A 12,597-nucleotide genomic window follows, 5' to 3' on the forward strand; every position below is an offset into this window, starting at 1 on the left:
TGCAAAAAATACAAGTATTTATTAAAGCTCTGTTAGTATAATCGTGCCCTCAGGAGTAATAGCTAAGGTGTGCTCATATTGGGCTGACAAACCACCGTCGATGGTACGGGCTGTCCAGCCGTCTGCGTCAATGCGCGTCCGGAAGCTGCCTGTATTCAGCATGGGTTCAATGGTAAATACCATCCCTTCTTTGAGCCGCGGTCCTTTACCTGCCGGTCCGTAATGAGGAACCTGCGGTGCTTCATGCATTTCAGAGCCTATCCCGTGACCGATAAAATCACGAACCACCGAGTAGCCGTTAGACTCAGCATACACTTGGATCGCATGCGCGACATCGCCAATCCGGTTCCCGGCTACCGCTTGTTCGATTCCCTTAAATAAGGATTCCTTTGTCGTTTGAAGCAGCTTGGCAGCCGTATCGCTAATCGTTCCAATTCCATAGGACCAGGCGGAATCTGCCAACCAGCCATTCAGATTCACCACCATGTCGATAGTGACTATATCCCCTTCCTGAAGGGGTTCGTGTTTCGGAAATCCATGGCATATGACATCATTTACTGATGCACAAGTTGCATAAGGGTAGCCGTGATATCCCTTCTGCTCCTGAGTAGCTCCTTTAGAGAGTATAAAATTCTCTGCAAACTGGTCAATTTCCCAAGTTGAAATACCGGGTCTAAGCATCTTTTCTATTTGCCGGTGACATTCCGCAAGGATTTTACCAGCCGCCCGCATTTTTTCGATTTCCTCCATAGTTTTGATAATGATCATAAATTCGCCTCTTTTGCAGAACACATTATTTTTGATAATGGCTCATGATTATGGTGTTAAACCCTTCACTACTCTTTATATTATGAAAGAAAACTAAGAAAAATCCAACTCAACAAAAACCATCCGTCACAAAACCTTTTGTTGAACCTTCTTATACCTTTTGCCATAATAGTTGAAATGGTCAATGCCATTGTAGGAAGTTGAAGAAAGAATATAGAAATAGGGAGGTTTACGGAGTGAAGGGGATCATTACTGTTTTAGGAAAAGACAAGGTGGGTATTATCGCCAAGGTATGTACGTATCTGGCCGAGCATCAGGTGAACATATTGGATATTTCTCAAACGATTGTTCAGGACTATTTTAATATGATGATGATTGTGGATATTTCCGGTGCAACCCAGCCATTTGAGAACATTGTCGAAGAGTTGCAGCAGGTAGGCGAAGCCATTGGTGTAGAGATTAAGCTCCAGCACGAAGATATTTTTAATATTATGCACCGAATTTAGAGTCGCGGCTATCGTTCATCAGCTAAAACTTGCCCAACTAGAGGAGGATTTCGATGATTTCACTCGTGGAAGTACAGGAAACGAATAAAATGATCCGTGAAATGAATCTGGATGTACGTACCATCACCATGGGAATCAGCCTCATGGACTGTGCTCATACGGATATGCGCATCTTCAATCAAAATGTATACGACAAAATCACTAAATCAGCAGAGAAGCTGGTAAAAACCGGTGAGGATCTGGAACGGCAATTCGGTGTTCCCATTGTTAATAAACGGATTTCAGTAACGCCCATCGGTATTGCCGCAGGTGCAATTAAGACCGACACCTATGTTCCTGTAGCTGAAATATTGGACAAGGCTGCGAAAGAAGTCGGCGTCAATTTTATTGGCGGATTCTCCGCACTTGTGCAAAAAGGCTGCACCAAAGGTGATCGAATTCTGATTGACAGTATCCCTGAAGCGTTAGCCGTTACCGAAAGAGTCTGTTCTTCCGTTAATGTTGGCTCCTCCCGCAGTGGAATCAATATGGATGCTGTGAAGCTAATGGGGGATATCATTCTCCAGACAGCAATACGTACCAAAGACAGAAATTCAATCGGCTGCGCTAAGCTGGTAGTCTTTTGCAATGCGGTCGAGGACAATCCCTTTATGGCAGGTGCATTCCATGGTGTGGGCGAGCGGGAATGTGTAATTAATGTCGGAGTCAGCGGTCCCGGTGTAATTAAGCGGGCATTGGAGGAAGTAAAAGGGCAGGATTTCGAAACCTTGTGCGAGACGATCAAACGTACCGCCTTCAAGGTGACCCGCGTAGGACAACTTGTGGCTCAGGAAGCCTCCAAACGATTGGGCGTTCCCTTCGGAATCATTGATTTATCTCTAGCTCCTACACCGGAAATCGGGGATTCCATTGCCGAAATCTTCCAGGTCATGGGCCTTGAAGAAGCAGGTGCTCCAGGAACCACAGCCGCTCTGGCTATCTTGAATGATAATGTGAAAAAAGGTGGCGTTATGGCTTCTTCCTATGTTGGAGGACTCAGCGGTGCATTCATTCCGGTCAGTGAAGATCATGGCATGATTCAGGCTGTTCAACGCGGTGCACTCACACTGGAGAAGCTCGAAGCGATGACTTGTGTATGCTCGGTAGGCTTGGATATGATCCCGATTCCAGGCAGTACTTCTAAAGAAACGATCTCCGGAATCATTGCCGATGAAGCAGCGATCGGAATGGTTAACAACAAAACAACTGCCGTACGCGTAATCCCGGTCATTGGTAAGGATGTAGGCGAAATGGTTGAGTTCGGCGGACTTCTGGGTTATGCTCCGGTGATGGCGGTTAACGGCTTCAACTGCGCGAATTTCATTAACAGAGGCGGACGTATCCCTGCTCCGATTCACAGCTTCAAGAATTAATTTAAGTGTTACACAAGAAGAGCCACCTCAGCCTGTTATCAGGAGAGGCAGCTCTTCTTTTTAATTCAAAAAGTTCTATACTTCAGCTTCGACTTTTTTGGTTCTTCTCGCACCCACTAACCGCCAGCCTGTCAGCAACGCAGCCGCTAAGCATATCGTCGCCGAGGTTACAAATACAACATGCATTCCCTCTAGAAAAAGTTCCGGCCGATCCGGTATTAGTCCTGTTACACGGTAGCCCGCATTGCTGCTCATAACACTAAATAGGATGGTGGTAGCAATCGTGATGCCGACAACCATACCTATATTACGAACCAAGGAATTGACACTTCCCGCAGAGCCCAGCTGTGTTCGAGGGACCGTGGACATGATGAGTGAATTATTCGGAGATTGAAATAAACCACTGCCTATCCCAAGCATCGTGATCCATAATCCGACAAGAATCACAGAACTACCGGCATGAAGCTGGGCTAAACCAAATTGTGCGGTGACCATAACGGCCAATCCAGCAAACGTGAGGAGCTCCGAACCCACTTTATCAGATAAAGCACCACTGATTGGCGCTACAATAACCATCGATATCGGCAGCAGCATAAGCAGAAAGCCCGCATAAAAAGGGGATAAATTCAGCATGTTCTGCGCATAAAAAGGTGCAATAATGTTAAAACAAAAATTCGCGGCGAAGACAAGAAAACCACAAAGAATGCTTAAAGAAAACAGCGGATTTCTGAATAAAGACAGCTGCAGCAACGGCTGCGGTCTGTGCAGTTCCACCCATATAAAAGTGATGAATGCTACACCTGCTATACTCAGTGCGGTTATAATACGATTGTCCCCGTAGCCCAGCTGTTGTCCCAGTAAAAGACCGGCAAACAAAGTTACAATAAATACAGCGAAAAGCATACTGCCAGGAATGTCGATTTTGGCTTTAACCTTGACTAGATCCTTCGGTAAGACCTTCCATCCCAGAACAATAGCAATCAGCCCTATCGGGAGGTTCACCCAAAAAATATACTCCCAGCCCAAAGTAGAAACAATAATACCGCCTAAGCTAGGACCTGCAATACTTCCCAATGAGACAAAGGCTCCGATAAAACCCAGCGCTTTACCGCGCTCAGTGGTTGGGAAAATATCCGTCACTATCCCATGGCTATTCGCCATCGTCATTGATGCTCCCATGGCTTGAATAATCCGGGAAGCAATTAATACCGGTAAGCTTGAACTAAGTCCACACAGCAGAGAACCGATGATAAAAATAATCGTGCCTATTTTAAAAATCCGAATCTTGCCTATGATATCCCCTAGCCTTCCGAAGAACAGTACCGCCGCACAAATCGCCATTAGATAGCCAGTTGTGACCCACTCGATTTGCGCCATTGGCAGGTTTAGCTCCTTCGAAAGTACAGGCAAGGCAATATTAACGATGCTCCCATCAAGTGTTGCCATGAAGGTAAATAAATTTAAGACAATTAAAATTATCCAGCGTTTCTTCTGAATTCCCGCATCCTCTTGGTAGGTTGCGCCGATTGAGCTCATAATTGCCACCTCTTTTTATCATATAGTTGCGCACGCAACAAACTAGTAATTCACAGTCTACAGCATATTAGTTGCGTATGCAACAACTATGTTGTAGAATTTTGTTCACAGTTGCTTATATCGATTGAATTGCTAAAGAGGTGTCCTAATGAAAACAGAACCTATCGGAAAGCTGATCTCCCATCTCCATCGCCAAAACCAAAAAACACTGGTCAAAGAATTAATGCCTTACGGGATTGGCAGCGGCGGACAGCATAGTTTTCTCAAATTGATATTGAATCACCCCGGGATCACGCAGGATCTACTAACACATGAGCTAAAATTCGATAAAGCCACAACAGCCCGCTCCGTGAAGCAACTTGAGGAATCTGGTTATATTGAACGGAAAAGAGACCCTAAGGACCGCCGTTCCTACCTTCTCCATCCCACGGACAAAGCCCTAGATTTCGTCCCCATACTTCAATCCATCTTGAATGAATTAAATCGCAACCTTACCCGTAATCTAACAGTCGACGAAGAGGCACAGCTCGTTGCTTTGCTTCAAAAGATCAGCGAGAATCCTACGGATTAGTTGCACCATGTGGGCGAATTCAATTGTACTTTTACACTTCATTCAGCCGAATCGCTCCATTTGGGCGGATTCAATTGCATTTTTACAGTTCATTCAGCCGGATCGCTCCCTTTGGGCGAATTCAATTGTATTTTTACACTTCATTCAGCCGGATCGTACCATTTGGGCGGATTCAATTGTACTTTTACATTTCATTTAGCCTAATCGCTCCATTTGGGTGGATTCAATTGTACTTTTACACTTCATTTAGTCGGATTGCTCCCTTTGGGCGAATTCAATTGTATTTTTACACTTCATTCAGCTGGAATGCACCATTTGAGCGGATTCAATTGTACTTTTACACTTCATTCAGCCGAATCGCTCCATTTGGGCGGATTCAATTGTACTTTTACACTTCATTCAGCCGGATCGCTCCCTTTGGGCGAATTCAATTGTATTTTTACACTTCATTCAGCCGGATCGCTCCCTTTGGGCGAATTCAATTGTACTTTTACATTTCATTCAGCCGAATCGCTCCATTTGGGCGGATTCAATTGTATTTTTACATTTCATTTAGCCGGATCGCACCAGTTGGGCGGATTTAATTGTATTTTTACATTTCATTTAGCCAAATAGCTCCATTTGGGTGGATTCAATTGTATTTTTACATTTCATTCAGCCGGATCGCACCAGTTGGGCGGATTCAATTGTACTTTTACATTTCATTTAGCCGAATCGCTCCATTTGGGCGGATTCAATTGTACTTTTACATTTCATTCAGCCGGATCGCCATTCGGAGGTTGACCTCAGTTCCTCCCACATCGACAAATCCATTTCCTTGAGTTGTTGTTCGAGCGTATTGACAGTAGTCGGTTTGAGGAAGAAACAAGTGTTAGAAAAACAAAAACCCGCAGATTAGTTCTGCGGGCAGGCATTATTTGTTGGCATGGGCAGCGAGGAAAGTAAGTTACAGCCCACAGATCATTTCCTGCCTACAATCTCCGTTACCTCTTTAGTAATTTCGTCCCCGCCAAGCTTTTTCCATTGGGCAACAAAATGGTCGAAGTCACTGATCGGGGCATCGCCGACAATAATATTCAGAAAGGTTTCGCTCTCAAGCTTCATAAGATTATCCCACTTGCTTTTCATAATCGGGGTATTCCCGTAAAAAACGCTGCGGATTCCTTCAATTGGGGTGGAGGATAATATAGCTGCTCCATATTTATAGGCATTTACAGCCTTCCAGCCTTCCATATTTTTCTTCGGCTGTTCCTCCTCTGCAATCCATTGCTCATATAACTTTCGTGTCTCCGTATCAAGCATATCGGGGTCAATCTTGCCGTGCAACGTCTGTTGAATATCCGCATAATGCTTTTCAATAGCATCCGAGAAATCTATCAGGAGATCGAAAGGATAGTAGGCGCGGGGCTGAATACCCGTTTGCGCAGAAAAGTCATCCAGTTCTCTAACTCCCTCTTTGTTGGGATCCTGTCTACGTTCTAGCCTGGTAAAAACATTCAACAGCTTCACAGCTGCTTCTGGATGCTCATAACCTTTGCGTACAACCAAATATCGGTCCGTGACAGGAGCCATGTGTGTTATGAATTTCCCATCCACATCAAGTGGAGCCGCATAGGCCCTCCATTCTGCTTTCATATCTAGGGCCACCGCTTCAGACAAGGGATAAAAAGGCATCCACCAAGGACCAAAAAACATGCCAGATCTTCCGTTAATGATGGGCTCCTGGGTCTCCTTATACAGTGCAAACTGAGGGTCAATTAACCCTCTCTTGTACCAGTTGGCTAGCTTGGCAAGCGCTTCTTTGGTCTCAGGTGTTATGGAACCATAGATAATATTGCCGTTGCTGTCGTTAATCCAATTGGTTGGAAAGGAATGATAGCTGCTAAATAGAGAATCCAGGCCGTTCGCATGCGGCTTCGTGCCATACACGATATTTTTGTAGCCGCTGAGGCCGACCGTATCCCTTTTCCCGTTACCGTCAGGGTCCTTGTCTATAAAAGCCTTGGCGATGGCTTCAATATCATCGAGATTCTTCGGCGGTTGTAGATTCAATTTCTCCAACCAGTCCTGGCGAATCCAGAGGAGTGAGGGAGAATCCGCGTTGATCGCCACATTGGGGAGCCCATAAAGCTTTCCATCCCGGCTGGCATCGTTTAATGCCTCTCCTTTGGTCGATTCATACATATCCTTAATTAATTGGGAACCATAATCCTTATAAGTTTGAGTTAAATCCTCGATCATATCATTATCGATCAGCATCCATAATTGATTACGGTTCACTATCATAGCGTCTGGTAAGTCATTACTGTCGATGGATAATTGCGCCTTTTGGGTAAAAGTATCCTCCCCCTTTGCTTCCCAGGTATGGACTACTTTGATATTCGTAATGCTTTCCAGATAACGAGATATGGGATTGTTATCATTGCTGTCACCTGTATTCAGCTTGGAATCAGGAACCTTGAAGCCGATGCGCAGGACTACCGGATCTATATATTTTCCATAAGCATTTGTTTCGATAGAATTGTCGTTTTTATTTAGTTGTGCAGAATGTCCCTCCGATTCATTGTCTCCTCTGCATCCACCAAGAGACAACACTAACAGGCATATCAGGAGTTTTATCCGATTCATATTTTCCCCATCCCGTCCGCCCGAAACTCACTAGGCAGCTTCCCTACCCGTTCTCGGAACAATCGGCTGAAATAACGATCATCCTCGAAGCCGGAGCGGGAAGCTACCTCGCAGATGGATACAGTCGTGTCCTGCAAAAGAGACTTGGCAAGATCCAGCCTCATTCCCCGCAGACTTTCTCCAAAGGTCTCACCGGCAAATTTGGCAAAACACTGACTAAAATAACCGCGGCTCATATTTATGGCGGCTGCTACATCCCCTTGATTGATTTTGTTGCCGGCTTGTTCTCTCATATAGATCACTGCCTTAATCAGGCAAGTCATTACCTCTTTCGTCAAACTCAGTTCAATCATCCTGCGTTGAATCCTATCGGAGAAACGCCGCAGCCAATGCTTCCAATGACACCAGTTTCTATTCCGGCTCAGGTCCTCCTCCAATTGCCGGGCTTCCTCCGATTTCAGAAGCAGCGAACCCCAGCTCCGGCATAATGATTTTCCAAAAGCAGGAAAACGTTCATAATCAGGTTTCTGGAGAATAATCTCTTGCATAAATATATCCCACGACATGCCATCGATACTCCATTTTAGGTCCTCCGCTTGAGTGAGGATGTCATGGCTTATCTGTGTGGATTTCGGAGAGAAAGCTGACTCCTTCAACTCCTTATAATCCAGAGAGGTCAGCTCCTCCGCGCTACCGATGTAGAATAAAGCATGCTGCAACTTAGCTGTAAAGATGGCCTCGATTTCTTCCAGCGGTTGATCCCGCAGGCCACTGATTAATACCGTCTGCCACCGTCCTCCAAGATGAATAGCCCGCTCACGTTCCCCATCTTCCTCCTGCATTCGTTGGTGCAGAGGAGTCAGCCACATATCTTGAAAGGTGATTAACGGATTATTCCTAACTATAGATAACTGATACAGTTCTTCCTCATTAACAGCTGTCCCTAAGGGGAGATAGACCATAGCTTTATCCGCAGCCATCCGCTTTCCTTCCCCGCGAATCATCGCTTCAAGGTTACCGTCCTCCCATTTGATCCGTTCGACTAAACGCCCGATAACTTCATCTGCATTTTCCATTTCAAGCAGTGTTTTGACGATATAGTCAACTGCGCCTAGCCGCATCGCCTCTTGCACATAATCGAATTCATGATGACAGGTAAGCACAACCGAACGAATACCGGAATATTTTTGTCGAACGATTCGTATCAGATCAAAGCCGGACATTCCCGGCATCGTAATATCAACAAATAGCAGATCCACCTCTTTATGTTCTAACAGCTCCAAAGCTGATTTACCGTCACCCGCTTCCCCGACAATGACTACGCCGAATGATGACCAATCGATCATAGAAATAAAGCCTTTGCGTACAAGTCTCTCATCATCCACTACTACAGCTCTAATCATCGAAGTCCTCCTTACTTTTTATCGGGATAATGATAGATACGGTAGTTCCCTCTCCGGGTATGCTTAATATTTCAAGTTTCATCTGGTCGCCGTAATAAGTCTTCAGCATCCGGTTCACATAAGAGAATCCGATCCCAAGCCCTCGTTTCTTAGCTTCGTCATCATCAGAGAGTAATTGCTCCATAAGTGCAGGCTCTATACCGGTACCGTTATCCTTAACACATAGAAGCACTTCTGTAGGGCCATGTGCCGTAATAATTACGTCTACACTTCCGTTGTCACTTAGACCATGGTAGATGGAATTCTCCACCAACGGCTGAAGTAGAAATCGCGGAACGGCTGCGGAAATCACTTGATTATCTACCTTCACATTGAATTCGAATTCATAGTCGTAACGGATACGTTGCAGCTCCATATAATTGCGGATGGCTTCAATTTCCTCGCCCACTGTGACAATGATGCTTTGTTTACCCAGATTATAATGCAAGACTTTTACCAACAAAGTTACCAGCTTATCAATCTCTTTCTGACCGTTTAAGCGTGCCAGCCACTGAACCGTATTTAAGGTATTATGTAAAAAATGCGGGTTAATCTGACTGAGCAGTTTCTCGATTTCAAACTTGCTTTTCTGCTTCTCATTATTAGCTACTGCGAGAATCAATGCATTGACCTGATCCTTCATTTGCTGAAAGTTGTTTAGTACAAGGTCAAATTCCACAACGTTTGTGTAGGATACCGGTACGGTCACATTCTCCGCCATTCGGATGATTTCGAGGTTAACCTTGCGCAACGGACCGTAGATTCTTTTCCATATTAGAAATGCCAGAAATCCGGCGAACAATAGCGTAGATAGGATTAGCACAATCATTTTGTAAACCCAAGCGTTAATTTCACTGTTAAAAACCGACTTCTTGACGACAGCAACAAGCTGCCATCCTTGAGGACTTTGATAACGGAATAGATGATAGCCGCTTATCTCTTCATGCTGAAGATCTGAGCTTTCACCGGCCGCTTTTACAATTTCAGAAGGTAATTTACCATCTATGACAACCTTTATGTTTCCTTGCTGATTAACCAGCAGATGGTTCACTTTCATTCCATAGGCTTCCTGATTGAAAATCTTGCGGAACAAACTATAATTGGTTTCCAAATAAATATATAGCGGGTGTTGACCGGATACTCTTACTATACGCTTCTCGGAGAAGACGAGATTATCACCGACGGCATACATTGTTCCATGGGGTCCGTAATAATCCGCTCCGTTGTAGCGCATAAAGACAGGCAGAGAGTCCACTTTGAAATTCCGTCTTGTGCTCATATTCGTGAATAACACCGGGTCTTGCGAATCCGGCATAATATAGGCAGTCAGTCCAATATACGGGTTCGTGAAATTAACCAAATTGATCTTTTGGTTGATAGAGTTCATGATCTGAGATTTGAGATAAATTTGCTTGGCTTCAAGAAAGGAGGACATCTCTTTAACAATTTGGCCATCTAGCGCAAACTGCTTGGACGCGAAATCAAGATTATCGATGGCATTCTCCAGGCTAAACGCTTCCTGCTTCAAGCTTGCACTAATCCCGTTGCCGATTTTTCCAGTAAGTATAGAGTAAATAGAAGTATAGGTCACAATCCCGACAAGCAGAACCGGCAACAGGCTGCCGACGATCAGATAAATAACCAACGTTTTACGCAAAGATGCTTTCGCCCGGGTGTTTCTAAGCAGAGTCGCCAGTACCATCTTTCTCATCTTCCCGCCTTCTTGTAACCGCTTTAATTACTTCCTTAAGCATATCAGATTTATCGATCTCTGAAAATAATAAGGCAGAACAGCCTACATGCCGCCCTGCCTTATGGTTAGTTATGATCCAGCACTATTGTACGCTTTTACGAGCTTCAAAAAGTTCTTCTGCCTTTTTAACAGAGAAATCTATAACATCTGCATAACCCAAACCGTTAACTTTATCATGCATTTGCTTATTTAGCTTGTCATACTGAGCCTGATCTTTAGCAAAAACCATTTTCCAGGAGAACTGCTGAATCACTGTACCGATTTGTTTATTCTTTTGTTCTAATGTTTTGTCCATCATCAGCGGTTCTTTGCCGGTGAAGCCTTGTGGCGCAACAGCCAGGAGATTATTCTTTTCAAAATATTCCTTAGGTGTCAGCACGCCCATCTTCGTTCTCCAGTCACTGTCCAGCTTCGAAGGATTCCGCTGCAGGGTTGTCGTCCACAAATTATGATCATACGGTTCGTTATTATCCGGGTTCACCATCGCAGGAACAACAAAGGAGAAGTTCATTTGATTCGAGCCATAGTAATAGTCACCGCCGCCATATTCTGCAGGAACTTGAGTATTTTGCTGATCGGTAAAAGCCTGCCAGCCAAAGTCTGTGACTATAGGTTTCCCACTGCTGTCCAAATCCCAAGTAAGGCCCTGTGGACCATTCGGAACTGCGGTACCACTGCCTGCCGAAATCATTGCACCTTCCGGTGTATACATCCAGTCGATAAACTCCATGATCCGAGCAGGTTCCTTCGCTTTGGCACCAATGGAAATAATTCCGTTACCGCCGTATACGTTGAAGCCTGTTGAGTACATTAGCTCATCCTTGAAGGGTACAAGTGCGAAGCCTTTTCCTTCCGCTGTTCTTTCCGGTGTATTGTAGTTTGCCGCTCCGAGCCATGGGAACCAGGAGAATAGCAGACGTCCATCCTTGTATTTGGCTACAACATCATCAAACTTTTGGGTTAATGAATCCGGGTCTAGCAAACCCATCTGATTGGCGTCAAAGTATAGCTTCAGAGATTTCATATACCAGCTGTCATCAGATAGAAAATCGTAGTATTTTTCTTCATCTGCTTTAACATATAGTGCAGTATCCGGGATCTCATCATACCCCAGCATGTTGGCGAATTGTTTCGCCAATGTCATTTTATAATTGCCGTCCCAGTCGGACCAGAGTGAGAACGCATAAGTCTTCTTGCCTTGCTCATTTTTGGGTTCTAATTCCTGCATTTTCTTCAGGACAGGGAGATAATCTTCAATCTTCGTAATCTCAGGCGCGCCGATCTGTTGGTATAAATCCCACCGAAGATCCGGGCCCCATGTCATATCTTTACCTTCAGACGGTCCTGTAGGGTTGGTAGCCACACTGTTCCCCATTCCGAAAACGGATGAACCGCCGCCAAAGGCAACTTTAGCTTTCTCCACCGCTTTAGGAAAAGCCTGAGAAATGTCTTTTCCATACGTATCTAGTAGACCGTCCTGAGTCCAGTCCAATAGCAGCTTACCTTTTATTGCGTTCGGATAATGGTTCTTGTCGTCCCCGAAGATGATAATATCTCCGAGATCACCGGAAGCCATCATGGCCGAAATTTTGGTATCCCCACCCGTCAAGTTCGACGCGACGATCTCCATCTCAATGTTGAATTTATCTTTGATAATTTTAGCGAACCATCCGGTTTGCGGGCCGGCATAATTGGCGGTTGTAGAGAACACCGTCAGCTTCAACGGCTTCGAATGATCGAGCGAACCATCAGATGGAGCGGTTGTTTCCTTAGCTGAATCCGTGGCTGCTGCTGTCGGCTTACCTGCATTGTTTTCTTTGTTCGAATTCGCAGAGTTACCATTCCCCCCACTGCAAGATGACAAGACAAACACGAGGATTGCGGCCAGCATAAGCAGCGATATCTTTTTTACTCTCATTGCTTTGTACCCCTCCCTTAAATAGCTTCATATAGTCCAACCCCGCTTTCTGGCGGAGACAAA

At 44.9% G+C, this 12,597-nt stretch carries 9 protein-coding genes; 3 read left to right on the forward strand and 6 right to left on the reverse strand.

Annotated elements, in window-relative coordinates:
* Positions 1–21 precede the first annotated feature (21 nt).
* Positions 22–768: a type I methionyl aminopeptidase gene (gene map, locus J2T20_RS05925; protein WP_307586516.1), complete on the reverse strand. Its 747-nt coding sequence runs from the start codon at positions 766–768 to the stop codon at positions 22–24.
* 236 nt (positions 769–1,004) lie between these two features.
* On the opposite strand from map, the gene J2T20_RS05930 reads away from it, so the two are divergent.
* Both J2T20_RS05930 and J2T20_RS05935 read left to right on the forward strand, forming a co-directional pair.
* Positions 1,005–1,274, forward strand: a complete 270-nt coding sequence (locus tag J2T20_RS05930) for an ACT domain-containing protein (protein WP_307586519.1) — start codon at positions 1,005–1,007, stop codon at positions 1,272–1,274.
* Between the two features lie 56 nt (positions 1,275–1,330).
* Positions 1,331–2,686, forward strand: a complete 1,356-nt coding sequence (locus tag J2T20_RS05935; protein WP_307586779.1) for a PFL family protein — start codon at positions 1,331–1,333, stop codon at positions 2,684–2,686.
* Positions 2,687–2,761: 75 nt separating this feature from the next.
* Here J2T20_RS05935 and J2T20_RS05940 read toward each other — a convergent pair whose 3' ends face one another.
* Positions 2,762–4,222, reverse strand: coding sequence for an MFS transporter (locus tag J2T20_RS05940; protein ID WP_307586521.1), 1,461 nt, complete (start codon positions 4,220–4,222; stop codon positions 2,762–2,764).
* 148 nt (positions 4,223–4,370) lie between these two features.
* On the opposite strand from J2T20_RS05940, the gene J2T20_RS05945 reads away from it, so the two are divergent.
* On the forward strand, positions 4,371–4,793 hold the full coding sequence (locus J2T20_RS05945) for a MarR family winged helix-turn-helix transcriptional regulator (protein ID WP_307586523.1): 423 nt from the start codon (positions 4,371–4,373) through the stop codon (positions 4,791–4,793).
* A gap of 960 nt (positions 4,794–5,753) precedes the next feature.
* Here J2T20_RS05945 and J2T20_RS05950 read toward each other — a convergent pair.
* From J2T20_RS05950 to J2T20_RS05965, 4 genes are all read right to left on the reverse strand, one after another.
* Entirely contained in the window at positions 5,754–7,421 is a 1,668-nt protein-coding gene (locus J2T20_RS05950; RefSeq protein WP_307586525.1) for an extracellular solute-binding protein, read from the reverse strand.
* Positions 7,418–8,824, reverse strand: a complete 1,407-nt coding sequence (locus tag J2T20_RS05955; RefSeq protein ID WP_307586527.1) for a response regulator transcription factor — start codon at positions 8,822–8,824, stop codon at positions 7,418–7,420. Before J2T20_RS05955 ends, J2T20_RS05950 begins: the two co-directional genes overlap by 4 nt.
* Entirely contained in the window at positions 8,817–10,574 is a 1,758-nt protein-coding gene (locus J2T20_RS05960) for a sensor histidine kinase (RefSeq protein WP_307586529.1), read from the reverse strand. Before J2T20_RS05960 ends, J2T20_RS05955 begins: the two co-directional genes overlap by 8 nt.
* 124 nt (positions 10,575–10,698) lie before the next feature.
* Complete coding sequence (locus J2T20_RS05965) at positions 10,699–12,534, reverse strand: ABC transporter substrate-binding protein (protein WP_307586531.1); 1,836 nt, start codon at positions 12,532–12,534, stop codon at positions 10,699–10,701.
* Between the last annotated feature and the right edge of the window lie 63 nt (positions 12,535–12,597).

It is taken from the genome of Paenibacillus wynnii, from assembly GCF_030812855.1.
In the GTDB taxonomy this organism is placed as follows: Bacteria; Bacillota; Bacilli; order Paenibacillales; family Paenibacillaceae; genus Paenibacillus_AQ; species Paenibacillus_AQ wynnii_A.

Bases quoted from the DNA above. Each gene is read 5' to 3' on its own strand.
- map (WP_307586516.1), bottom strand. From the start codon at position 768: ATGATCATTATCAAAACTATGGAGGAAATCGAAAAAATGCGGGCGGCT.
- J2T20_RS05940 (WP_307586521.1), bottom strand. From the start codon at position 4,222: ATGAGCTCAATCGGCGCAACCTACCAAGAGGATGCGGGAATTCAGAAG.
- J2T20_RS05945 (WP_307586523.1), top strand. From the start codon at position 4,371: ATGAAAACAGAACCTATCGGAAAGCTGATCTCCCATCTCCATCGCCAA.
- J2T20_RS05950 (WP_307586525.1), bottom strand. From the start codon at position 7,421: ATGAATCGGATAAAACTCCTGATATGCCTGTTAGTGTTGTCTCTTGGT.
- J2T20_RS05955 (WP_307586527.1), bottom strand. From the start codon at position 8,824: ATGATTAGAGCTGTAGTAGTGGATGATGAGAGACTTGTACGCAAAGGC.
- J2T20_RS05960 (WP_307586529.1), bottom strand. From the start codon at position 10,574: ATGAGAAAGATGGTACTGGCGACTCTGCTTAGAAACACCCGGGCGAAA.
- J2T20_RS05965 (WP_307586531.1), bottom strand. From the start codon at position 12,534: ATGAGAGTAAAAAAGATATCGCTGCTTATGCTGGCCGCAATCCTCGTG.